General features: G+C 72.0%; 22 protein-coding genes. 11 read left to right on the top strand and 11 right to left on the bottom strand.

The features are described 5' to 3' along the window. The first annotated feature begins 29 nt into the window (after nucleotides 1-29). The 4 genes from ACI2LW_RS27400 (at nucleotide 30) to ACI2LW_RS27385 (ending at nucleotide 5,463) form a co-directional block, all read left to right on the top strand. The gene (locus tag ACI2LW_RS27400) at nucleotides 30-872 is read left to right on the top strand and encodes an endonuclease/exonuclease/phosphatase family protein (RefSeq protein WP_404733893.1); all 843 of its coding nucleotides are present in this window, start codon (nucleotides 30-32) and stop codon (nucleotides 870-872) included. Nucleotides 873-1,062: 190 nt separating this feature from the next. Next, nucleotides 1,063-1,428, top strand: a complete 366-nt coding sequence (locus tag ACI2LW_RS27395; protein ID WP_404733892.1) for a hypothetical protein — start codon at nucleotides 1,063-1,065, stop codon at nucleotides 1,426-1,428. 25 nt (nucleotides 1,429-1,453) lie between these two features. Next, nucleotides 1,454-3,982, top strand: coding sequence for an NACHT domain-containing protein (locus tag ACI2LW_RS27390; RefSeq protein WP_404733891.1), 2,529 nt, complete (start codon nucleotides 1,454-1,456; stop codon nucleotides 3,980-3,982). 281 nt (nucleotides 3,983-4,263) lie between these two features. Next, a complete protein-coding gene (locus ACI2LW_RS27385; protein WP_404733890.1) occupies nucleotides 4,264-5,463 on the top strand; it encodes a restriction endonuclease in 1,200 nt (399 codons plus the stop codon). A gap of 275 nt (nucleotides 5,464-5,738) precedes the next feature. Here the strand turns inward: ACI2LW_RS27385 and ACI2LW_RS27380 are convergent, their stop codons facing one another. Continuing rightward, complete coding sequence (locus ACI2LW_RS27380) at nucleotides 5,739-5,909, bottom strand: hypothetical protein (protein WP_030338097.1); 171 nt, start codon at nucleotides 5,907-5,909, stop codon at nucleotides 5,739-5,741. A 136-nt stretch (nucleotides 5,910-6,045) separates the two neighbouring features. Beyond that, nucleotides 6,046-6,714: a TetR/AcrR family transcriptional regulator C-terminal domain-containing protein gene (locus ACI2LW_RS27375; protein WP_404733889.1), complete on the bottom strand. Its 669-nt coding sequence runs from the start codon at nucleotides 6,712-6,714 to the stop codon at nucleotides 6,046-6,048. A 52-nt stretch (nucleotides 6,715-6,766) separates the two neighbouring features. On the opposite strand from ACI2LW_RS27375, the gene ACI2LW_RS27370 reads away from it, so the two are divergent. Then, nucleotides 6,767-8,200: an FAD-dependent monooxygenase gene (locus ACI2LW_RS27370; protein ID WP_404733888.1), complete on the top strand. Its 1,434-nt coding sequence runs from the start codon at nucleotides 6,767-6,769 to the stop codon at nucleotides 8,198-8,200. 211 nt (nucleotides 8,201-8,411) lie between these two features. Here the strand turns inward: ACI2LW_RS27370 and ACI2LW_RS27365 are convergent, their stop codons facing one another. The 3 genes from ACI2LW_RS27365 to ACI2LW_RS27355 form a co-directional block, all read right to left on the bottom strand. After that, complete coding sequence (locus tag ACI2LW_RS27365) at nucleotides 8,412-8,765, bottom strand: VOC family protein (protein ID WP_404733887.1); 354 nt, start codon at nucleotides 8,763-8,765, stop codon at nucleotides 8,412-8,414. Between the two features lie 80 nt (nucleotides 8,766-8,845). Continuing rightward, nucleotides 8,846-10,156: a preprotein translocase subunit SecY gene (gene secY, locus ACI2LW_RS27360; RefSeq protein ID WP_404733886.1), complete on the bottom strand. Its 1,311-nt coding sequence runs from the start codon at nucleotides 10,154-10,156 to the stop codon at nucleotides 8,846-8,848. Between the two features lie 185 nt (nucleotides 10,157-10,341). Then, complete coding sequence (locus ACI2LW_RS27355) at nucleotides 10,342-10,905, bottom strand: CGNR zinc finger domain-containing protein (protein ID WP_404733908.1); 564 nt, start codon at nucleotides 10,903-10,905, stop codon at nucleotides 10,342-10,344. Nucleotides 10,906-11,152: 247 nt separating this feature from the next. Between ACI2LW_RS27355 and ACI2LW_RS27350 the strand changes: the two genes are divergently transcribed. Beyond that, complete coding sequence (locus tag ACI2LW_RS27350) at nucleotides 11,153-12,103, top strand: DUF5996 family protein (protein ID WP_404733907.1); 951 nt, start codon at nucleotides 11,153-11,155, stop codon at nucleotides 12,101-12,103. A 14-nt stretch (nucleotides 12,104-12,117) separates the two neighbouring features. On the opposite strand, the gene ACI2LW_RS27345 is transcribed toward ACI2LW_RS27350, so the two are convergent. Next, on the bottom strand, nucleotides 12,118-13,752 hold the full coding sequence (locus ACI2LW_RS27345) for a hypothetical protein (protein ID WP_404733885.1): 1,635 nt from the start codon (nucleotides 13,750-13,752) through the stop codon (nucleotides 12,118-12,120). Between the two features lie 156 nt (nucleotides 13,753-13,908). Further along, entirely contained in the window at nucleotides 13,909-14,343 is a 435-nt protein-coding gene (locus ACI2LW_RS27340) for a VOC family protein (RefSeq protein ID WP_404733884.1), read from the bottom strand. A gap of 183 nt (nucleotides 14,344-14,526) precedes the next feature. Between ACI2LW_RS27340 and ACI2LW_RS27335 the strand changes: the two genes are divergently transcribed. From ACI2LW_RS27335 to ACI2LW_RS27325, 3 genes are all read left to right on the top strand, one after another. Then, nucleotides 14,527-14,865, top strand: a complete 339-nt coding sequence (locus ACI2LW_RS27335) for a MerR family transcriptional regulator (protein WP_404733883.1) — start codon at nucleotides 14,527-14,529, stop codon at nucleotides 14,863-14,865. Nucleotides 14,866-15,093: 228 nt separating this feature from the next. Then, nucleotides 15,094-15,297 carry a cold-shock protein gene (locus ACI2LW_RS27330; protein WP_404733882.1) on the top strand — a complete coding sequence of 68 codons (204 nt, stop codon included), beginning with the start codon at nucleotides 15,094-15,096 and terminating at the stop codon, nucleotides 15,295-15,297. 174 nt (nucleotides 15,298-15,471) lie between these two features. Next, complete coding sequence (locus ACI2LW_RS27325; RefSeq protein ID WP_404733881.1) at nucleotides 15,472-17,022, top strand: DEAD/DEAH box helicase; 1,551 nt, start codon at nucleotides 15,472-15,474, stop codon at nucleotides 17,020-17,022. Nucleotides 17,023-17,174: 152 nt separating this feature from the next. Here ACI2LW_RS27325 and ACI2LW_RS27320 read toward each other — a convergent pair whose 3' ends face one another. The 4 genes from ACI2LW_RS27320 to ACI2LW_RS27305 form a co-directional block, all read right to left on the bottom strand. Continuing rightward, on the bottom strand, nucleotides 17,175-17,882 hold the full coding sequence (locus ACI2LW_RS27320) for a hypothetical protein (RefSeq protein ID WP_404733880.1): 708 nt from the start codon (nucleotides 17,880-17,882) through the stop codon (nucleotides 17,175-17,177). Between the two features lie 188 nt (nucleotides 17,883-18,070). Further along, entirely contained in the window at nucleotides 18,071-18,547 is a 477-nt protein-coding gene (locus ACI2LW_RS27315) for a hypothetical protein (protein WP_404733879.1), read from the bottom strand. A 297-nt stretch (nucleotides 18,548-18,844) separates the two neighbouring features. Next, on the bottom strand, nucleotides 18,845-19,138 hold the full coding sequence (locus ACI2LW_RS27310; protein WP_404733878.1) for a hypothetical protein: 294 nt from the start codon (nucleotides 19,136-19,138) through the stop codon (nucleotides 18,845-18,847). Between the two features lie 197 nt (nucleotides 19,139-19,335). Further along, nucleotides 19,336-20,886 carry an alpha/beta hydrolase family protein gene (locus ACI2LW_RS27305; protein ID WP_404733877.1) on the bottom strand — a complete coding sequence of 517 codons (1,551 nt, stop codon included), beginning with the start codon at nucleotides 20,884-20,886 and terminating at the stop codon, nucleotides 19,336-19,338. Nucleotides 20,887-21,013: 127 nt separating this feature from the next. Here ACI2LW_RS27305 and ACI2LW_RS27300 point away from each other — a divergent pair, with 127 nt between their 5' ends. Both ACI2LW_RS27300 and ACI2LW_RS27295 read left to right on the top strand, forming a co-directional pair. Continuing rightward, nucleotides 21,014-21,973 carry a MerR family transcriptional regulator gene (locus ACI2LW_RS27300; RefSeq protein WP_404733906.1) on the top strand — a complete coding sequence of 320 codons (960 nt, stop codon included), beginning with the start codon at nucleotides 21,014-21,016 and terminating at the stop codon, nucleotides 21,971-21,973. A gap of 276 nt (nucleotides 21,974-22,249) precedes the next feature. Further along, entirely contained in the window at nucleotides 22,250-22,921 is a 672-nt protein-coding gene (locus ACI2LW_RS27295) for an enoyl-CoA hydratase-related protein (protein WP_404733876.1), read from the top strand. Nucleotides 22,922-23,022: the final 101 nt, after the last annotated feature.

The raw sequence follows: 23,022 nt of genomic DNA, 5'->3' as shown, positions 1-23,022 counted from the left end.
TGGGCCGGTGGCCGTGCGTGGGAGGCGGTGTGTTCGGGCGGAGCGCGTGGCTGGGCGCGAGTGTCCTGGCCGTGGTGTGCCTGGCGCTCGTCGGCCCCAGCGCGCCCCGTAGGGAGCCCTTCGTCAGAGCGCTGCCCGCCGATGCCGCCACGGCTGTCGTGCCCGGCCGGGTGATGACGTGGAATCTGTGCAATCCCTGCGGCGCGCGCAACGTCGACCGGGCGGCGGAGATGGCCACCTACGCACCCCAGGTCATCGGTCTGCAGGAAGCGTGTGTGCGTGACGTCCAGAGCATCCGGGGGCATCTGGAGAACCTCTTCGGGCTCCGCTACCACGTCGCGTACGGGCCGGTCGTGCACAGCTGGGGCCGTTGTGGGGGGTTCCCGTGGAGTCCGGGAGGGTACGGCCAGGCGGTGCTCTCGGCGGCGCCCATGACGGACCGCGTCACCGTGGAGTACCCCGACGGGGGCTCGGAGGACCGGGGGTACATGGCGGTCACCACCCTGGTGGGCGGGCAGTCTGTCCGCGTCTTCAACACCCACCTCGCCGAACGGCGTCAGGAGCAGGTCCGGGCGGACCAGACCCGCGTTCTGGCCATCGAGATCGCCCGGCACCACCGTGCCATCGTGCTCGGCGACTTCAATGCCGTACCGAGCGCTCCTGAACTCACCCCGATATGGGCGCTGGCCACGGACGCCTCTCCTCGGTGCCGTCCCTCGTCCTTCGCCGGCTGCGAGCCGACCACCGATTGGCACAGCAAGTTCGACTACGTCTTCCTGCGCGGCATCACCCCGATCGCGCATCATGTACAACCCACCCCGTACTCGGACCATGACCCGCTCTACACGGACCTGAAGATGCGCGGCGACTGAGACACGCTCAGTCGGGACAGGCACACGGGTGCGGTCGCGTCGCGTCGTGTCTGCTGCGATCGCCGGTGCGTGTCGTGGCGGCCAGGGTGTTTTGCTGCCGGAGGCCGGTTGGCGCCGGTAGCGTGGGGGCAGAGTCGTGGCGTGGGGACGTGTGGGGGAGGCGAGCGTGGATCCGGCTACCTTGAGTGCCGTGGCCGTGGCGCTGGTTGCGACCAAGTTCGGGGAAGGCGCCGCGACGGAGGCCGGGAAGGCCGCCTGGCTGAAGATTCAGGGCGTCGCGCATGCGGTCCGGCAGCGGTTCGGCCGTTCGGGCGCGCAGAGCGCGGCCTTGGCCGAGCTGGAGGCGCGGCCGGGGGACGAGGGCGCGCGGGCCACCGTCGCCGGCCATCTGCGGCACGAGTTGGAGAACGATGCGGAGTTCGCCGCCACCCTTGAAGCGCTGGTGACCGCCGCCCAGCGTGACCCCGCCACGCAGACGCTGATCGCCCACGCGAGCGGGAACGCCAAGCAGGTCAACATCAGCGGAAACAACAGTGGGCCCATTTCGTTTTCCTAGACGCCGGCCGGCTCGGACCGGCACGGTGGCGCTGGCCACCGACCAGGCCCGACAGGTCAATATCCTCCGCGACAACTACGCACCGATTTATTTCACCTCTGCTCCGACCCCCACTCGGTCACTGCGCCAACTCCCGCAGCGGTCCAAGGATTTCAGCGGGCGCGCCGAGCACATCACCGCGGTGGAGTCCCTGGCCTGTGATGACGGTCCGGGGCCGCACGTCATCGATTTGTACGGAACCCCGGGCGTCGGCAAGTCCGCTCTGGCCGTGCACATGGCCCACCGGCTCGCCGGGCGGTTCGACGAGGTCCAGCTCTACGCCGACCTGGGCGAGCAGAACGGCGAGCCGCCCACCGCCGCGCGGATCCTGCAGCGCTTCGTCGCCGACCTCGACCCCGCGACCCTCAATGTCCCGGTCGGTGCCCAGGACCTCCCCCAGCGCTACCGCTCCCTCCTCGCCGGGCGCCGCTGCCTGATCCTCCTCGACAACGCCCAGTCGGCGGACCAGGTCGTGGACCTGATCCCCGCCGCGGCGACCTGTCTGGTCCTCGTGACCTCCCGCGTTGCCCTGTCGGCGATCGACGGCGTCCTGCTCCACCATGTGGACCTGATGAGCGAGGCGGAGTCGCTGGCCCTGCTCGCCGAGGTCTCCCAGCGCGCCTGGTCGGGGGCTGAGGACGAGCAGGCCGCCCGCACCCTCGTCCAGCAGTGTGGCCGCCTCCCGCTGGCCCTGCGCATCGCGGCCGCGCTCCTGAAGAGGAAGCGTCATTGGACCGTCGGCAAGCTCGCCGACGTGCTCACCGACGAACGCACCAGGCTCGCCAAGCTGGCCGACGGCTCCCTCGACGTCCGCGGCAGCTTCGAGATCAGCTATCGCGGTCTGCCCGAGGCCGAGGCCCGCGCCTTCCGCGTCCTCTCTCAGCTCCCGCTCAGCCGTTTCAAGGCCCGGCACGCCGGCGTGTTCCTCCAGGTGCCGGAGGGGCGGGCGGAGGAGTTGCTGGAACTCCTGGTCGACGCCCAGCTCGTCGAGACGAGCGACGGCCACTTCCGCTACCACGACCTGCTCAAGCTGTTCGCCCGGGAGTACTGCGCGACGGCGGGCGACGACCCCGGCGGCGAGCATGTCGCCCGCTTTCTGGACGTCTACACCAGTGACTTCCTCGAAAGCTACCGCAGCCGCCTGCTGGGCAGCCACTGGTCCGACCTCCATGCAGGGGCGTTCCCCGGCGGTGAACGGCGGCTTTCCGCGCCCGACGAGCTGTACATCCCCCAGCGCCTGACTCCTGTCGGAGACGCCTGGTCCGGTGTCCGGCACGCTCCCTGGCAGGACGTCACCGCCGAGCACCGCAAGGTCCTCGTTCTGGGCGGCGCCGGGACCGGCAAGACCGTCCTGGCGGACCGGATCTGCTACGAGGTCGCCGCGGGGCGCGACGGGGGCCGGTTGGACGTCGCCTTCACCGTGCCCCTGCGCCAGCGCGCCGGACGGCCGCGGCCTCTGGAGCGGCTGATCGCCGACTCGGTCGGTCTGCGCCACGACCTGGAGATGTCGTACGAGACGCTCGAACTGCTCCTCACCGAGCGCCGTACGCTGATCGTCTTCGACGGCCTGGACGAACTGTCCGTCCGGGAACGCGACCGCGCTCAGGCGGACGTGACCGCGTTCTGCGCGAGGTATCCCCGGGCCGAGGTCGTCGTCTTCAGCCGTCCCGGCGCCTCCGTCTCGGGCTTGGTGGCGAGCGGATTCGTCCCGTACGCGATGGACGCGTTCACGCCGGGCGACGTCCGCGCGTACCTCTCCCGGTGGGCGCGAGCGACCCACATGCCCCCGCCGGACGCGGAACGGCTGCTCACCGAAGTCACCTCCTCCCCGGAGATGACCGGCTGGCTCACCACCCCGCTCCTCCTGGCCCAACTGGCCGCCGTGTACGAGCGCGACGGCCGTCTCCCGCAGCGGCTGATCGACCTTTACGACAGCACGTACATCCAGCTCTTCGGCTCCCGTGAGCAGTACCGGGGCATCTCCCGCTCCGCTCTCCGGCCCCCGGAGCTCGGCCAGGTCGTGTGCCGCCTGGCCTACCGGTTCGTCATCCGGCCCGGCGGCTCGCCCGACATGCCCGCCGACGAGTTCGCCGCCGCCCTGCACAGGGCGTTGCACCACACCGTCCCCGAGCCGTACTACCCCGGGCTCATCGGCGAACTGCTGGACCTGTTCGCCGAGTCGGACTTCCCCGTCCGTCCGGCGCCGGTCATGGACTTGGGCGCCGAGCCCCGCTGGACCCTGGTGCGGGACCCCTTCGGGCAGTACCTCGCCGCCCGCTACATCGCGCTGTACAGCCGGGAGCGGGACGTCGTCGGCACGGTGCGCAGGAGGGTCGTGAAGGCGGTCCGTGCCACGGGGTTCGTCGAAGGGGCCGTGCATACCGTGCGCATGCTCGACGAGCGGGACCCGTCCCTCGCGGACCAGCTCGCCGCCGCCCTGGACCACGAGCTCGGCCGGACGAGGGATCAGGGCGTCCGCGGGTCCCTGGAGCAGATCCTGGACCGCCGGCGGTGAGGGGCAGGCCTGCCTGGGGTGTTCCGTTGGCCTTCCATTACTGTTCACTCTTCTACTAGTGGGGGCGTGGGGGTTCGGTGGGACGTGGTGAGTGTCCGGTGTGCGGGCGTACGGCACCGGTGAACGAGGGGGTCGTCGGTTTCCACGGGGAGGGGGCCGGGGGCTGCGGTGGGACGGGCCGGACTGTGGTGGGGGCCGGGGCGGTGGCGGTCGATGACGGGGAGGACACTCCGGGCCCGGTGCCGCCGGGGCCGCGGTCGCGGGGAGACGGCCGTGTCGAGGTGATCACGGCGGTGCTCGCCCTCGTCATGGTGATCGCGCTGATCGTCCTGCTCGTGGGCGCCTTCGTGTCCACGGTCGTGTGGGCGGGCGCGACGGTCGTCTTCCTCCTGGCCTCCTTGCTCGTGTGGCTGCTCAACAAGACGCCCGCCGGCCGGCGCAACACCGCCCGCCATGAACGGGACGCGGCGCGCTATGCCCGGCAGAGGGCCCGAGCCGCTGAACGTGCCGAGCAGGAGCGGCAGGCGGCTGCCGCCGCCTTGGAGAAGCGCCGGGCGCGCGAGGCGGCGCGGGCGATGCGGCGCGCGGTGCGGGAGCTGCTCGACGACCTCCCTGCGCGGGGAACGCCGCAGGACGAGGCGATCGCCCACTGCCTGGAGAAGACGCTCGGGGCGCGCGATCCGCGCCTCCAGGCCGAGGCGGAGCGTCTGGCCCGTCGGCACATCGCCGTGGACGAACGCATCCTGTGCGTCGCGCAGTCGGAGACCGAGGGCAGGGCGCGCCCCGCACTGCTGATCCTCACCGACCGGGGAGCGGCCGTTTCGGACAAGGGGGCCTCCTACCGGTTCGAGCCCCGGCCCGAGGACGTGTGGGAGGCGTCCGAGGTGGCTCCGGGGTATGCGACTCCGGGGTATCTGAGTGTCGGGGAGCTGACGTTCCGGTTCGCCGCCTATTCGCGCCTGCGGGTCGCGCTGGCGGCCCGTGAGGAGGCCGCCGCGGCCGCGCCGCCCGCTGCCGTGGTCCATCGTCCCGCGCAGCGGCTGATCCGCGACGCCCGGGACGCGGAGCTCGTGGCGGTCGAGTGGATGCGTTATCTGGGTTTCGCCGATGCCGCGGCCACCCCTGTCGGTGCGGACGGGGGCGTCGACGTCCTGGCCGGGCGTGCTGTGGCGCAGGTGAAGAAGGAGGGCAGCCCGACCACCCGCCCCACCGTCCAGCAACTTCACGGCGTGGCGTCCGCGTCCGCCGGGCAGCGTGCCGCGCTGTTCTTCGCGATGGCCGGTTACACCCCGCCGGCCATCGCGTGGGCGACCGAGCAGGACGTCGCGCTGTTCCAGTACGACCTGCAGGGGACGCCCCAAGCGGTCAACCCGCCCGCCCTGCGCCTGCTGGACGCGGCCGATGAGCGGGCGAGCCGGGCCGCGGACGCTTCCGCGGCCGCGCCGGCGGACACCGGCGCCGGCGGAACCGTGGCGTCGTAGGGGCGTTGCGACGCCGTACGTGTTCGGGGCGGTCCGGGGCGGTCCGGGGGCGGTTTCAGCGCAGCGGCCCCGCGGAATCGGAGGCAGGGTTCCACTGCTGTTTCCGCGGGGCCGCTGCTTTGGTCACGTACCCTGCGGTGCGTCCGATACGCCCGATGTCTTCCGGCCACTGGCGTGGCTGACAGGGAGGGGCCCGGCCGTGTTCCGGCCGGGCCCCTCTTTTTGCGTTGTGTGCGTTGCGTTGTGCGCTGCGCTCCTCGCGTGCAGGCGCTCGTCTACCAGCGGTACCAGCGGCCCTTTCGGCCGGTGCCGTCCGCGGAGCGGACGACGAAGCCGAGCAGCCACACGATGAGCACGATCACCGCGATCCACCACAGTGCCTTCAGCGCGAAGCCCGCACCGAAGAGGATCAGGGCCAGCAGAAGAACCAGAAGCAGGGGAACCATCGTTATCAACCTCCTGCCCACCGGATGCCCTTACTTCGGCCCTACAAGCACGCAAAATGTGTGTTACTTCCGCGGGGGACGGGGCATGCGTTCGCTGCCCCGGTTCCCTGCTTCTCACGACTCACGCGTGTGCCGGTCAGTCGATGCCGTAGCGGGTGGCGATGCCGGTGATGACGAGTGCCAGCCCTTCCTCGAACTGGCGGTCGTAGTCGTCGAAGAGGAGTTCGCCGGCTGCGGCGGCCAGGGGGAAGCCGGCCATGCGGCGGGTGCGGTCGTCGAGGTCGAGCCGGCCCTGGGGCGCCCGGGGGGTCTGGGGGGCCTGGGGGGAGGGCCGCATGCCCTGTTCCTCGATGACGAAGCCGAGGGTGTAGGCGTTGGCCGTCCGTCCCGCGTCCACGGCCTGGGCGAGGGTGAGGCCGGCGTCCGTGAGCAGGCGCAGGTTCGCCTCGAGGGCGGGGGCGTGGTCGATGCCGGTGAAGCGGGTGCCGCTGAAGACCTTGGCGCCGTCGCGGTAGCCGAGCAGCGCGGTGCGCAGTCCGCGGTTCGCCTTCAGCAGCCGTTCCCGCCAGGTGTCGGCGGGGTCGAGTGCCGTGCCGGCGACCATCCGCCGGTACATCTCCGTCGCCATCTCGTCCAGCAGTGCCTGCTTGTCCTTGAAGTGCCAGTACAGGGCGGGCGCCTTGACGTCCAGTTCCCTGGCGATGGCGCGCAGGGTCAGGCCGTCCAGGCCCACCTCGTTCAGCAGGCGCAGCGCGGTGTCCGCGACCCGGCGGCGGTCCAGGGGCGCGCGTCGTTCCGTACTCACACTTGACAGCTTAACGGCGATAAGGGCACTCTCGGACCACCGAAACTTAACGATGTTAAGGCGAGTTGGGGGATTTGTGGTGGATGTACTGATCGTGGGTGCGGGTCCGACCGGTCTGACCCTGGGCATCGACCTCGCGCGGCGCGGGGTGGAGGCGGTGGTGGTGGAGCAGGCGGACGCGCTGTTCCCGGGTTCGCGCGGCAAGGGGATCCAGCCGCGCACCCAGGAGGTCTTCGACGACCTGGGCGTCCTGGAGGCGATCCGCGCGGCGGGCGGCCCCTATCCGCCCCGGATCGTCTGGAAGGACGGTGAACGCCTCGGTGAGCAGCCGATGTTCGAGCCGGTCGAGGCGGAGGAGGGCGCGCCGTACACCGATCCGCTGATGGTGGCCCAGTGGCGTACGCAGGAGGTGCTGTACGCACGGCTCGTCGGGCTGGGCGGGCGGGTCGTCTTCGGGTGCCGGGTGACGGCGGTGGAGCAGGACGCGTCCGGGGTGAGCGCGCGGTGCGGCGACGGTACGGTGCTCACCGCGCGGTATCTCGTCGCGGCCGACGGGGGGCGTTCGGCCGTCCGGCGCGCGGTGGGCGTCGGCATGGACGGGGAGACGGTCGACGCGGCGCCGTTCCTGGTGGCGGACGTACGGCTGCGGGGGCTGGACCGGGACCACTGGCACACCTTCCTGGCGGACGACGGCAGCGGGGTGGCCCTGTGCCCGCTGGCCGGCACGGACGACTTCCAGCTCCAGGCGCGCCTGCCCGGGGACACCGGGCCCGACCTGACTCTGGACGGCGTGCGGGAGCTGGTCGCCGCGTACACCCCCCTGAGCGCCGGGGACGTCACCGAGCTGCGCTGGGCCTCGGACTTCCGGCCGCGCACCGGGCTGGCGGACCGGTTCCGGGTGGGCCGCGTGCTGCTGGCGGGCGACGCGGCCCATGTGCACTCGCCGGCCGGCGGCCAGGGCCTGAACACCAGCGTCCAGGACGCCTACAACCTGGGCTGGAAGCTGGGTGCCGTACTGCGCGGCGAGGCACCGGAGACGCTGCTGGACACCTACGAGGAGGAGCGGCGCGCGAACGCGGCGGCCGTGCTGGAGCTGTCGACGGGGGTGCACCGCGGCACGGTCAGGCGCGGGAAGGCGACGGTGCAGCTGGGTCTGGGCTACCGCGAGTCGTCCCTGGCCGAGGAGACGCGGACCGACCCGTCCGGCGTTCGGGCGGGCGACCGGGCGCCCGACGGCACGGTGGACGGCCTACGGCTCTTCGACGTCTTCCGGGGCCCGCACTGGACCCTGCTGGGCGCGCCGGCTCCCGCCACCGCCGCCGGCTCCGGCTCCGGCTCCGGCCTGCGCGCCCTTCCGGCCGCTCCCGGCTCCTACGGGCCGGGCGTGTTCCTGGTGCGGCCAGACGGTTACGTCGGCTGGGCGGGCGACACGGCCCGGGGGCTGGCGGAGTACGCGGCGCGGACGGGGGCCTTCGCGGGGTCATGACGCGTGCGTGCCTTCCGGCGGCGGGGCGTGCGCGTGCCTTCCCGGCGGCGGGGCGTGCGCGTGCCTTCCCGGCGGCGGGGCGTGCGCGTGCCTTCCCGGCGGCGGGGCGTGCGCGGCACGGGGGGGGCGTCCCCCAAGCCCTTTCGCCGGAAGGTGTGCTGTCGGTGGTCCCCCGCGATGTGCGTGCCCGGTGGCCGTGCGGTGGGGGCGGTCAGGCGGGCTGCCAGAGTTCGATCCGGTTGCCCTCGGGATCGGTGACCCAGCCGAAGCGGCCCACCCCGTCCATGTCCTGCGTCTCCTCGGCCACGTCCGCTCCCTTGGCGCACAGTTGCGCGAGCATCGCGTCCAGGTCGCGGACCCGGAAGTTGAGCATGGTGCGCTGGGCGCGGGACCCGAAGTAGTCGGTGTCGGACTCGAACGCCGCGAACACCGTCGGGCCTGCCGCCTGGTTCCACAGGCCGTTCTCGTCGGCGTCCAGGCCCAGGCAGTCGCGGTACCACGCGCTGAGGGCGGCCGGGTCGGCGGCGCGCAGGAAGTAACCACCGATTCCAAGCACACGTTCCATGGCGCCATCTTGCCAGGGCGGCGGGGCGGGCGGTGCGCACGGTTCTCCGCGGGACCGGCGCGTCCGCACCTTGACGGGTGTCAGCGCAGGAAGCCGGCGTAGCTCTGCTGCTCGATCTGGCTGTTGATCTGCTTGACCGTCTCCAGGCCGACGCTGACGATGATCAGGATGCTGGTGCCGGTGAGCTGGTTGGCGCCGCCGAAGCTGGCGAAGGCCACCGTGGGTACCAGGGCGATCAGGCCCAGGTACAGCGATCCGGGCCAGGTCAGCCTGTTGAGGACGTAGCCGAGGTACTCGGCCGTGGGGCGGCCCGCCCTGATGCCGGGGATGAAGCCGCCGGCCTGTCTGACGTTGGACGCCACTTCCTCGGGGTTGAAGGTGATGGCCACGTAGAAGAAGGCGAAGAAGACGATCAGCAGGAAGTAGGCGGCGACGTAGAACGGGTGGTCCCCGCGGACGAAGTTGCGGGTGATCCACGCCGCCCAGCCCGCGTTCGAATGGGAGAACTGGGCGACCAGGGCGGGGATGTAGAGCAGGGACGAGGCGAAGATGACGGGGACGACGCCGGCCTGGTTCACCTTCAGCGGGATGTAGGTCGCCGTTCCGCCGTAGGACCTGCGGCCCACCATGCGCTTGGCGTACTGGACCGGCACCCGGCGCTGGGCCTGTTCCACGAAGACGACCAGGGCCACCATGGCGAGCCCGACGAGGATGACGGCGCCGAAGGCGAGCCAGCCGTCGGCGAGCCGGCTCTGCTGCTTCACCGCCCACAGCGCCCCCGGGAGGGTGGACGCGATGGAGATGAAGATCAGCATCGACATGCCGTTGCCCACGCCCCGGTCGGTGATCAGCTCCGCCAGCCACATCACGCAGGCCGTGCCCGCGGTGATGGTCAGGACCATCACCACCGTGGTGAGGATGGAGGGGTCCGGAACGACGGCGGCCGCCGTGGGGCAGTTGGGGAACAGCCCCCCGCTGCGGGCGGCGGCGACCAGGCCGGTCCCCTGGAGTACGGCGAGGCCGACGGTGAGATAGCGGGTGTACTGGGTGATCTTCCCCTGCCCGGCCGCGCCCTCCTTCTTCAGCGCCTCCAGCCGCGGGATGACCACGGTCAGCAGCTGCAGAATGATGCTGGCGGTGATGTAGGGCAGGATGCCCAGGGCGAAGACCGTGATCTGCAGGAGCGCCCCGCCGCTGAAGATGTTCACCAGGCCCAGCAGACCGCCGCTGCCGGCGGTCGCCGCCTCCACGCACACCTGCACGTTCTTGTAGGAGATCCCCGGGAGCGGTATGTGGGAGCCCACGCGGTACAGCACGATCACGCCCAGCGTGAAGAGCATCTTCTTCTTCAGGTCGCGGGTGCGCATGATCTGGGTGAAGGCACTGGGCAACGGTTCCTCCTCACCCTGCGCCGTACGCGAAGGCCGCGGCCACGCCCTCTCCTGCAGAGCACGAGGAAGCGACGTAGGAGAACAAAGGGGAGATTCTGGGGCGAAACGGGCTGCGCCCAGCACCATCCTGGGGCGGGGCCGCCGGGTTGGCAACCGGATGAGGGGCCGGGCCCCGGCGCGGGGTGTCAGTGCGCCGGTGTAGCCGGGGTCCGGCTTCCGCGCTTGCGCGCGCGGTAGGCGGCCGCCTTCACCCTGTTTCCGCAGGGGTCCATCGCGCACCACTCCCGGCGGCTGCCGTGCGACCGGTCGAGGTAGACCTGGGTGCACTCCGGCCTGCTGCACTCCTTGAGCAGCGCCGCGTCGGGTCCGCCGAGGAGCCGCACGGCCTGCCGGGCGAGCGTCGACAGGGCCTGGCGCGCCGTGGCCTCGGTCCGCAGTCCGGTGCGGGTCAGCTGCGGGACGGCGGACGGCGTACGGGCCCGGTCGTTGACCAGCGCGAGCGCGTCGGCGTCGTAGTCGGCGCCCGACAGTCTGGCGACGAGGAGCAGGTAGATCGCCTCGCGCAGGGCCACCGCGTCCTTTACGTCGGCCGGCTCGCACCGCGTGTCCGTGTCCGCGACACCGGACTCGCGGAACCAGGCGTCGAGGCTCTCCGGTGAGGTGAGCATCTCGATGGGGTTCGCGGCGCGTCGTGCCCGCAGGGTTCCGACGAAGTCCAGCACCGGGGCGCCGCACTTGAAGACATGCATCATGTCACCAGTCTGACCAGTGATGATCGGAGAGTAACCGTAGCGTACACCCGCGGGCGGAGACAGGGGCAGTGCTGCGCCCGGGGGCCTGGTGGCCCGGCCCGGTCGGGGGCGGGCGGTGCGGGTGTCCGTCACCGCGTGATCACGAACGTCACGAGATGCCGGGGCCGTTCGGCGCGGACATCATGGGCGGCAGGCCCCGGGCCCGGCCTTCAGGAGCGTCGGACGGAAGGGATGCGCGATGACCATGGAGCTGTTCCCGCCGATCCCGTTCGCCGAGTGGCGCGAGACCAAGGAGACGCTCCACCGCTTCACCCAGATCGTCGGCAAGATCCGCCTGAACGCCGGCACCCGGCGCAACCACTGGTGGAACGTGCCTTTCCATCTGACCGGGCGTGGTATCACCACGCGCCCGATGGGGCAGGTCGACGGCAACCCGATCTTCACGATGGACTTCGACTTCGTCGCGCACGAGCTGGTCGTCTCGGTCCTGGACGGCCGGCGGATCTCGCTGCCGCTGACCGGCCGGTCGGTGGCGTCCTTCCACGACGCGGCCATGGGCGCGCTGGACGCGCTGGGCATCCGGGTGCGGCTGGACGTGCCCAGACCGTTCGACCTGCCCGACTCCGGCCGGCCGTTCGCCGAGGACACCGAGCACGCGACGTACGAGCCCTCGCACGCCAACCGTTACTGGCGGGTGCTGAGCCAGGTGGCGTCCGTGCTGGAGGAGTTCGCCGCCGGGTACTCGGGGAAGGTGAGCCCGGTGCACCACTTCTGGCACACCTTCGACATCGCGCACACCCGGTTCTCCGAGCGGCACATCGAGCAGCCCCCGCAGACCGACCCCGTCACCCGGGAGGCGTACTCCCGGGAGGTGATCAGCTTCGGTTTCTGGTTCGGCGACGACACCTTCCCCGAGCCCGCGTTCTACTCCTACACCGCGCCCGAGCCGGCGGACCTGGCCGCCGAGCCGCTCAGGCCCGCGGCGGCGCGCTGGGTGGCCAGGAACGACAGCCACCTGGCCGTGCTGCCGTACGACGAGGTCCGCGCCGAGGCCGACCCGCGCGCCGCCGTGCTCGACTTCTACGAGAGCGCGTACCAGGCCGGCGCCCGGCACGCCGGGTGGCCCGTCGAGCCACTGGCGTGCCCGGGCGGGGTGACCGACCCGCAGCAGCGGCTCTCCGGGCCGCGTGCCTGAACGCGCCTGCGCACCTACGAGCCGAAGCCGCCGAGTACGTCGCTCATGCGGTAGCTGTAGATCTCCCGCTTGCACGCGGAGCAGTCGCTCGGGGCGTGTTCGCTCAGGGACCACAGTTGCGGGGCGAGGCCGGTGCCCCTGCCGTGTGTCAGGTAGAGGTCCTCGGGGCCGATGGCCGACTTCAGGACGGTCGGGGCGGCGACGAGGCGGTCGGTGCCGCCGACCGTCTGCACGGTCGCCTGGAGGAGACGGCCGGTGCTGTAGCCGTTGCTGCGGTGGAAGTACCACTTGCCCTCGTACCGCATGACGCCCTGGATCTTGTGCCACAGGGGTTCGCCGTTGAAGGTCCCGGTGGCCGGCAGGCCGTAGGCGGCGTCCGCGTTGGCGAGGGTGCCCGTCGAGCCCTCGACGGCCGCCGTCAGCGCGGTCATCGGGTAGGTGGCGACCCGGCCGGGGCTGTCACCGCCGGCGTTGAGGTTGCAGTACTCGCCGATGACCATGTGGTCCGTGCCGGTGCGGTCCAGGGAGACGTACGACACCTTGGGGCGGCCGGTCGCGTAGCACTGGTTCTTGGACGTGTCGCCGCCGTTCTTCGCCGTCGTCATCTTCAGCGAGGCGACCTGGGGCATGACGTAGCGGTAGCCGAAGCTGTACCAGACGTTGCTCTGGCGGCCGATCAGCTTCTTCTCGGTGACGTCGCTCTCCAGCCCGTCGGGCGTCGGGTCGTTGACCGAGTCGTCGTTGTCCGGGTTGAGGTCCAGGATCTGGCGCATGTCGAACACCCGCAGGCCGTTGGCGGTGTCGGCGACGTACAGGTAGTTGCCGTACCAGGCCATGCCGCCCGCGTGAATGCCGTTCTGCGCCGCGCAGGACGGCGTCACGCTCGACACGCACGTGCCCTCGGAGGCGTGCAGCGCGTCGAAGGATATGTGGTTCCGGGAGTTGACGTACGGCCAGACCAGCAGCGCGTGACGGTACTCGTGCGTGGTCGTGTTGAAGAAGGTGACGCGGACGCCCTTCTCGTTGCAGGCGTCGGAGGCGGCGGGCAGCAGGCAGTTGAGCCCGTCCGAGGAGAAGTCGCTGCGTCCCGGGTTCTGCGCGTCGTAGGAGCCGATGACCAGCGGGTCGGAGTCGGAGGTCCCCCAGGTCTCGTCCTCCTGGGCGTCCGAGATGCCGGTGATGGCCTGCGGCACCCACTCCGTGGACGTGGCGTCGTCGCTCTTCCAGCAGACACGGTGGTACGGCGCCAGGTCGGTGTCGTAGATCGTCCTGGTGCCGCACGCGTCGTCCCACGCGGCGTCACGGTTGGTGTTCTCCGGCGCCATGAGGTCGGTGAGAGTCTCCTTGGGCAGCGCGGCGTCCAGCTGCGACACCAGCCCGCCGAGGTCGGTGCCCTTCTTCAGCTGGAAGTCCCCGGCCCGGCCCGCGACCAGTGCGGCGGTCCCCGTGGAGGTGACGCCGGCGAAGTCGTCCTGTTCCGCGGCGCTCTCCGGGTCGGAACTGTCGTCCGGCATGCCCGCCTCGTAGGCGGTGGTGGGGTCGTCCGCCGCCGCGGCGGGTGAGGCGTTCGACACCGGAACGAGCCCGAACAGCACGCCGGTCACCAACGCACGGGCGGCGAAGTGCGCCCTGCGGGAGGGTGTTGCCATCTCGAGCCTTTCACTCAAGGGCGGCTGACATGGGGTCAGCCGCGGGAGTGAGGCACAGTAGCAATCATGATCGACGGGTGGCATGCACTTGTCAGGCGGCTTGCCGGTTCGCCGTGTCGTGGGTGCGGGTGCGGGGATGGGTGGCGGTGCGGGCGTTCAGTCGAGGCAGAACTCGTTGCCCTCGACATCCTGCATCACGATGCACGACTCGTTCTCTTCGTCGGCGAGCAGTGTGCGCACGTGTGCCGCGCCGAGCGCGACCAGTCGTGCGCACTCGGCCTCGAGCGTGGCCAGGCGCTCCTCCCCCACGAGTCCGGTGCCGACCCGTACGTCGAGATGCACCCGGTTCTTGACGACCTTGCCCTCGGGAACGCGCTGGAAGAACAGTCGCGGGCCCACGCCCGAGGGGTCGCTGCACGCGAACCACGCGCCCTGCTCCTCGGGCGGCAGCGTGCGGTTGTAGTCGTCCCACGTCGCGAAGCCCTCCGGAGGCTTCGGTGCGACGTACCCCAGGACCTCGCACCAGAAGCGGGCGACCCGCTCGGGTTCCGCGCAGTCGAAGGTGACCTGTACCTGCCTGACGGATGACATCGGAGCACCGTACCAGGGGCCTGGTCAGAGGCGTGAGGCGCGTGAATCTGTCACGGCGGTCGCACATTTGCCGGTTCGTCGGCGATAGGGTTGGGGGTGACGACGCGGAGGGGGCTGAATTTTCGGATGGCTGTGCCAGGCGCGCCCGCATCCCCCGCCGCACCCCCGAAAAACGAAGGTCTCATGCCACCAGAGAACGTCCCTGCCGCCGGCAACCTCGACGACGAGGACTATCCCGCCTACACCATGGGGCGGGCCGCCGATGTTCTCGGCACCACCCCGGCCTTCCTCCGGGCCGTCGGCGAGGCCGGGCTGATCACCCCCCTGCGTTCGGAGGGCGGCCACCGCCGGTACTCCCGCCGCCAGCTGCGTGTCGCCGCCCGCGCCCGTGAGCTGGTCGACCAGGGCACTCCCGTCGAGGCCGCGTGCCGCATCGTCTCCCTCGAGGACCAGCTGGACGACGCCCACCGCACGAACCGTGAAATGCGGCGGAAGCTGGACGAGCGTGGTCCGGAAATCTAGTCCCGCCGGTGCAGAAATGCGGGCCCCATCGGTCGGGTGATTACCGACTGTGACGCAATCGCATGCAACTTCCGCCTGGCCTGTGTTAGCGTGATACCAGTTGCAGTTTTGGTTACCAGAGATTTTTTTCTTTGCAGAGCTTTCCGGATCCTTCCGGAGGGGTGATCATCGCGGCGACTCGGCTCCGCAAGGTGCGGAGCCGGCATGGCCCCCCGAGGGAGATTCAATATGGCATCTGGCATCGTGAAGTGGTTCAACGCGGAAAAGGGCTTCGGCTTCATCGCGCAGGACGGTGGCGGGGCGGACGTGTTCGCCCACTACTCGAACATCGCCACTTCCGGCTTCCGCGAGCTTCAGGAAGGCCAGAAGGTGACCTTCGACGTCACGCAGGGCCAGAAGGGCCCGCAGGCCGAGAACATCGTTCCCGCCTGACGCTGACGCGACCGTCGCGAGCCGGCTGCTCGCGCATGTAGGGCTGGGACCCGCGCTCTTGGGGTGCGGGGCCCAGCTTTTTTCTGTCATCTGACATCTGTTTTCTGTCATTTGTTTTTCTTCGGCTCAATCTTGTGATTCCCCGTGCGGCCGCGCGCCGCCGCGAATTCCTCGATGCGCCGCATCGAGGAGGGTTCCCGCATGGGCCACACCCGCAGCACCCGCAGCACCGGCGGCGTTTCCGGTCGTTCCCGTACGGACAGGAGTGACGCCCGTTCGGCGGGGTCCGCTCGCGGCGGCCGCCTCCGGCGGCAGGAGACGGGCGGCCAGAAGCCCCGTCCGGCCACCGGACGCAGGAGCGGGCAGGGGGCACGCACCGCCGTGGGCCGGCAGGAGTTCGCCCTGCCGGTGACCCTCACCGAGCCGCTGCCCGCGGTCGAGACGTTCGCCGGCCTGGACATGCCCGCCCGGCTGCTGGCCGCGCTCGGCGCCGAGGGCCTGACCGTGCCCTTCCCGATCCAGGCGGCCACGCTGCCCAACGCGCTGACCGGCCGTGACGTGCTGGGCCGCGGTCGTACCGGCTCGGGCAAGACGCTCGCCTTCGGCCTGCCGGTACTGGCCCGCCTCGACGGACAGCGCGCCCAGCCCCGCCAGCCGCTCGCCCTGATCCTCGTACCGACCCGGGAACTGGCCCAGCAGGTCACCGACGCACTCACCCCCTACGCACGCGCCCTGCGGCTGCGGCTCACCACCGTGGTGGGCGGCATGGCGATCAGCCGTCAGACGAACGCCCTGCGCGGTGGAGCCGAGGTCGTCGTCGCCACGCCCGGACGGCTCAAGGACCTCATCGACCGGGGAGCCTGCCGGCTGGACCAGGTCGCCGTCACCGTCCTCGACGAGGCCGACCAGATGGCCGACATGGGATTCATGCCGCAGGTGACGGCGCTGCTGGACCAAGTTCCCGCGCGCGGCCAGCGGTTGCTGTTCTCGGCCACTCTGGACCGCAACATCGACCTCCTGGTGCGCCGCTACCTCCACGACCCCGTGGTCCACTCGGTGGACCCGTCCGCGGGCAGCGTCACCACCATGGAGCACCATCTGCTGCACGTGGAGGAGGCCGACAAGCGCCTCACCGCGACCGAGATCGCCGCCCGTGACGGACGCGTGCTCATGTTCCTGGACACCAAGCACGCGGTGGACCGGCTCACCAAGCACCTGCTGTCCGTGGGGGTGCGCGCCTCGGCCCTGCACGGCGGCAAGTCCCAGCCCCAGCGCAACCGGACGCTCGCCCAGTTCAAGGACGGCCAGGTCACGGTGCTGGTGGCCACCAACGTCGCGGCCCGCGGGATCCACGTCGACAGCCTCGACCTCGTGGTGAACGTCGATCCTCCGGGCGACCACAAGGACTACCTGCACCGCGGCGGCCGTACCGCACGCGCCGGCGAGTCCGGCACCGTCGTCACCCTGGTGCTGCCGCACCAACGGCGCGCGGTGGACCGCTTGATGGCCGATGCCGGCATCACCGCGCGCTCCGTGCGGGTCCGTCCGGGCGAGACCGAGCTGCATCGCGTCACCGGCGCCCGGACCCCTTCCGGCGTACCCGTCACCATCGCCGTCCCCGTACCGGCCGACGCGCGGCGCGAGGGCGGCAAGCCCGCCGGCCGCAGCCGCAGGGGCCGGCCCGGCGGCCGGGCCCGGCGTTCCGCTCCGCGGGGCAATTCGTAGCGACTCGTGGCAATGCGTTGGCCGCTCCGGGGGGTGCCGCTCCCGGGTGGCCCGGCAGTCTCTCGCCCTGCCCCGCGAGCACGGTGGCGCGGTCTGCGGACGCCCCGATCTCCGGAGGTCCGCGTGGGGACTCCGGAGACCGGCCGGGTCGGTCATGAGTTCTCGGGGAACGGCAGGCGCACTCCCGTCAGCGTCAGCCAGTCGCCGTCGAGGACCTGCTGCTTCCAGGTGTCGACCTCTTTCTGCGGGATGTGGTACTTGCGGGCGACGTCGGCGCTGGAGGTGTCCCCGTAGAGCAGGATCATCACGATCTGCACCTTGTCCGCCACGGTGAGCTCGCTCTTGGGCTTGTCCGGCAGATCGCTCAGGCGCAGGCAGCCCGCGGGTCCGCCGTCACCGCCGCGGCCGCCCGTACCGCCGAAGAAGCCGTCACCGCCGCGGCCGCCGTCGCCGCCCCGCCCGCCCTGCCCGGGCTTGCCCGGCTCACCGGGCTGACCCGGTGCGCCCGGGAGGCCGCCCCAGCCGCCGTCGCCGCCCCGGCCGCCCGTGCCGCCCCCGAAGGCGTCACCGCCCCGGCCGCCGTCACCACCGCGCCCGCCCTGCCCGGGCTTGCCCGGCTCACCGGGCTGACCCGGTTTACCCGGTTGCCCCGGTAGGCCGCCCCAGCCGCCCTCGCCGCCCCGGCCGCCTTCCGCACGCCAGCACTCTTCGGTGCCGGGACGGTTCTGGCTGCTCGTGCCGGCGGCGCGAGACGCGTCCGCACCGTGCATGGCGGGTACGGCGGCGCACGCCGCACCGGCCGCGAGGGCCACTGCGGCCAGCGCCAGGGGGACCGGACGCTTCCAATACCTCTTGATCATGGGGGACTCCGTATCGCTGTGGGTTCGTCTTCGGGCGCGGTGTGCGCAGTGGGCCAGGGGCCGTGGGGCCGACCGGGGAGGGAGCGGGCCGGGCGACGGGGGGTGGGCGGGCGACAGGGGGACGGGGGGATGCGCGAGGAAGAGGGGCGGGGAAGGCCGTGAAGACCTCCCCCGCCCCCGGTCAGGCATCAGAAGAAGCCGTCGCCTCCCTGGCCTCCGGTCCCGCCGAAGAAGCCGTCGCCTCCCTGGCCGCCCGTGCCGCCGAAGAAGCCGTCGCCTCCCTGGCCGCCCGTGCCGCCGAAGAAGCCGTCACCACCACGGCCACCGAGACCGCCGAAGAAACCGTCACCACCACGGCCACCGAGACCGCCGAAGAAACCGTCACCACCACGGCCACCGGTACCACCGAAGAAACCGTCACCACCACGGCCACCGGTACCACCGAAGAAACCGTCACCACCACGGCCACCCGTGCCGGTGGTCACGCCGGTGTGGTGCTCGGCCACGCTCGTCGCCGAGGTGGTGTGCATCGGAGCCGCCATCGCGGACGCCGGGAAGACGACCCCGCCACCGACCACGGCGGCCGACGCGAGCAGCGTCCCCAGACGGAAGCGCCGGCGGTTGGTGCGGGCATTGTCGCTGCTGCTGCGAAACTTACGGATCATGGTCTTTCTCCTCGTTGCAGTGGGAATTCGATTCCTGGCGGGCTCCGGATAAGCGTTGTGCTTTCCTTCGAGCCACTTCCAGTAAGCCCGATTCGCGTAAGCCGGTCACGTTCCGGAATATCGGGGCTTGACCGACTCGCAGGTGCCTGGTAAAAGCGCGATAAACCTCCGGTGGGCACACGTCGTAGGCACCCCCTGTGGACACACGTGAAGGCCCGGCCGGGCGGCAGCGTCAGTAACGCTGCCGCCCGGCCGGGCCGCGGATCCGCAGGTTCGCCGGCAGGACCGGCCGCCTGGTCAGGCCGTGTTCACCGTGCCGTTGTTGATCGGCACCGTGTTGCCGTTGCCGATGACGATCACCACGTTGCCCGTACCACCGCCGCCACCGCGGCTGCCTCGGTCACCGTGGCGCCAGTGACCGTCGTTGTGGTGATGCCGCCAGTGGCCGCCGTCGGCCACCGCGCTGCTCGGCGCGGCGTGCGTCGTCTGCGGAGCCGCGAAAGCGGAGGCGGGCACCAGCGCCCCACCCGCAGCAAGAACGGTCGTGGCCGTCAGCATGGCGAAGCGGCGGGGGCGAGAAATGCGAGCCATGGGAATTCTCCTTGCAGAAAGGCAGCTGGTGGGGGGCGACGGGAACGAGTTGCTCGAACCCATGACTCAATTAAGCCCGTGATAAAGACGCCCGTCATGCCCCCACAATTCGGGGCTTGACAGCCGGCTGCCGGTAAAGTAAAAGGCCGGGCCGCCGGCCCGGCCTTGGCCAGTGGGCCGTTGTGACACTGCGGCCGTCAGGCGGTCAGGTGGGTCGCCACCGAGTGCATCGCCCGGCGCAGGGCGAGGCGGGTCTCGTCGGACGGGTCGAGGGTTTCGAAGCCGTGGTGGCCGTTGGGGACGTCGATCAGCTCCAGACACGCCCCGCAGCCCTGGGCCGCGGTCACGAACTCCTCCACGGTGGCGGCGATCTCCGGTGACTCCAGCCCCGCGCGGAGGAGGACGACGGGCAGGGCGCCCGCGTCCGCGACCGCGCGGGCGGGGTGGAACCGGCTGCCGGTGAGCCCCCAGTTGGGCAGCGGCGCCAGGATGGGGTACGAGGCGGCCAGGCAGCGCAGCCAGGCCGGGGGCTTGGACAGCCAGTCCGCGGTGAGCGGGCCGCCGCCGGAGAGGAACCACAGGGCGATCCGGTCGGCGTCCACCTGGGGGTCGGCCCGCACCAGTTCCACGGCGGCGGCGACGTCCGCGGCGGCGCGCTCGTAGTCGGCGACGTCGTGCAGCCGGTGGTCGAAGGTGGCGCCGACCAGGCCCTCGGCGGCCGCCAGCCGGGCGTACCCCACCAGGGTCGGCCACTCGCGCGGGGTCGGCCGGGCGCCGGCGGGCACCGGGCCGCCGTGCACGAGGACCACGGCCGGTCGCGGGCCTTCGGCGTCGGGGCGGTACAGGTCGACGGGTCCCTTGCGGTCCCTGGGCCGTTCGGGCACTTCGAGCGGGAACGGGCGCAGGTGGGCGGGGTGCGTGCCGTCGCCGGCCGGCCGCAGGCGGTGGCCCTCGCCGGCCGCGGCCTTCAGCAGGACGTCGGCCAGTTCGGCGGGGCGGGACAGCATCGGCCAGTGGCCGGTGGGCAGTTCGAAGAAGGTGACCTGGGGGTCGGTCAGGACCGCCAGCGCGGGGTCGCCCAGGTCGACGAGCCGTTGCACCAGGTCGATGCCGGCGCCGTTGCGGGTGCAGAGCACCCCGGTGGTGGGCACCGCGGCCACCGCTCCGGTCAGCCGCAGCGGCTGGAGCAGGGTGCCCAGCGGCTGCGGCGCGGCCAGGGCGGTGAGCCGGTCCAGCTCCGCCTCGGGGACACCGTCGGTGCTGCCCCAGCGCTGCCATTCCTCGCGGGTCGCCGGCGGCTCCAGTTCGCCGCCGGTTTCCCCGCGTTGCGCCCGCTCGGCGAGCCGGGTACGCAGGGCCTGGTCGGGGACGGCGGCCAGGGCCGGAACGCCGTCGCGCGGCATCCCGCTGTCCACGTACACGACACGGGCGATGCGCCGCGCCCGCCGGTCGGCGGCGCCGAGCACCGGGTGGATGCCGTAGTCGTGACCGACGAGCACGATCTCCCGGCCGGATGCCCCGTCCACCGCGTCGATCGCCGCGAGCACGTCCTGGATGTGCGTCTCGAGATCGACGGGGGTCGCGTCGGCGACGCCGGTCGCGCGGGCCGGGCGGGCCGGGCGGGTCGGGTCGGGTCCGGTGAGGGCGACCGCGTGCGCCTCGCTGCCCGCCGCGGTCAGCCGCGCGGCCGTCCGCCGCCATACCTGGGCGCCGGTGAACACGCCCCCCACCATGATGAACACGCTCATGGCCCTCTCCTCGGGTCCCTGGGTCATGGGGCGCCGCGCCGATCGCGTACGCCTGGTCCGCGGACCGGCGCGTACCTCCGGCCCACGTGCGCCGGTACCGTAGGAACTCCCCCGAAGGGAGATTCAACTGTCCACGTCGCACGAGGTCTTCTGGAGCATCGGAGAGCTCGCCGAGCGGGCGGGTGTGACGGTGAAGACCGTCCGCTTCTACTCCGACCGGGGGCTGCTGCCTGAGGCCTCCCGCAGCGGCGGCGGACACCGGCGGTACGGTCCCGGGGCGCTGGAGCGGCTGCGGCTGATCCGCTCCCTGCGCACCCTCGACCTGCCGCTGCCCGAGGTGCGCCGGGTCCTCGAGAACGAGGACGAGGGCGACGAGCGCGCGGCGGCCCGTGTGCTGGAGGACGCCGTCGCGGGCCGGCTGCGCGAACTGGGCACTGAGCTGCGGGCGTTGCGCTGGCGGGAGGCGGCACTGCGGGCGGTGCGGGAGTGCCCGCCCGGGGAGCGGGCCGACCGGCTGCGGCTGCTCGGCGCGGTGGGCGTCCCGCCGAGCACGGAACCGCTGGCCCGGTTCTGGCGTGCCTGGCTGCCGGCGCGGATGCCGGCCCGGGCGACGGCGGCGTTCCTGGAGGTGGCCGTTCCGCAGCCGCCCGCCGAGCCCGACCCGGCGCGGGTGCTCGCCTTCGCCCGGCTGCACGCGATGACGACGGCCCCCTGCCCGCGCGGCCGGCAGCCCCAGCCGGAGGTGCACCGGGTGGCCGGGGCCCGCGGTGCGGCCGCGCTGTACGCGGGTCTGGCCGAGGCGTACGAGCTGGCGGGCCCCCAGGTGCGCCGGGCACGGGACCCGTACCCGGGCGAGGCGCTGGACGCGTACGTGGCGGCGTACGCGCTCGCGTACGGCAGCCGGGACACCCGGGCGTTCCGCCGTCTGCTGGCCGCGCGGCTCGCGGCCGGGCCGCGCCTGGACCGGTACTGGGAGCTGACGGCCGTGGTCCTCACGCCGCCGGGCGGCCGGCCGGAGCCGACCCCGGGGGCGGCGGACGACTGGCTGCGCACGGCGCTGGAGCGGGACAACGCCCGGGCGGCGTAGCGCCCGGGCGACGTAGCGCCCGGGCGGCGTGGACGGGCCCGAGACGACGGCCCTGAGCGTCCCCCAGGTTCCCCGGGGCGGGGCACGACGTTCATCGGGAACGCGTGTCCTCTTGCATGTCCTATGCCCCACGTCATAAGTTACCGGCAGGTAGCTTTCTGTCGTCCGGGCTGCGCCGTGCCGTGAGCGGATGGGGCCCGCGTCGCGAGCCGAATCCGGCCCGCGTGAGCACCCACGTGAGCACCCACGTGCGCTCGCCGATCCCAAGGAGTCGCCATGCCCTCGCTCGACCGTCAGGACAACGTCTTCGTCCTGGACCTCGGAGACGGGGAGAACCGTTTCCACCCCGACTGGATCGCCGCCGTCGGCGCCGCACTGGACGAGATGGAGAAGGCCGAAGGCCCCCGTGCGCTGGTCACCGCCGCCACGGGCAAGTTCTACTCCAACGGGCTTGACCTGGACTGGCTGTTCGCCCACGCCGACCAGCACCACGGTTACGTCGTCTCCGTCCACGCGCTGTTCGCGCGGATGCTGTCGCTGCCGGTCGTCACCGTGGCCGCGCTGCAGGGGCACACCTTCGCCGCCGGCGCGATGTTCTCCCTCGCCCACGACTTCCGCGTCATGCGCGCCGACCGCGGATTCTGGTGCCTGCCCGAAGCGGACATCAACATCCCGTTCACGCCCGGCATGTCCGCGCTCATCCAGTCCCGTCTGGCGCCGCGGACGGCCCACGAGGCCATGCTCACCGCCCGGCGCTACGGCGGCACGGACGCCGCGGCGGCCGGCATCGTCGACCAGGCGGTGGCCGAGGAGTCGGTGCGCTCCGCCGCCGTCGAGATCGCCCAGGCGCAGGCGGGCAGGGCCGGCGACACCCTCGGCACCATCAAGGCCCGTATGTACGCCCCGGTCCTCGCCGCCCTGCGTGACACCGTCAACCCGCTCGGCTGAGGCCGGTCCCGTACCCGCCCTCCGCGGCGGCCCGCCGCTTTCCGGTGAGGTCCCGCGGCCCGCCGCCTCCCGGTGGGGTCCGGCGGCCCGCGTGCGTCGTC

The organism is Streptomyces sp. NPDC004065, from assembly GCF_044903565.1.
Lineage (GTDB): Bacteria > Actinomycetota > Actinomycetes > Streptomycetales > Streptomycetaceae > Streptomyces.
The sequence above is the reverse complement of the archived record's forward strand: the minus strand, read 5'-3'. Positions and strand labels throughout refer to the sequence as shown.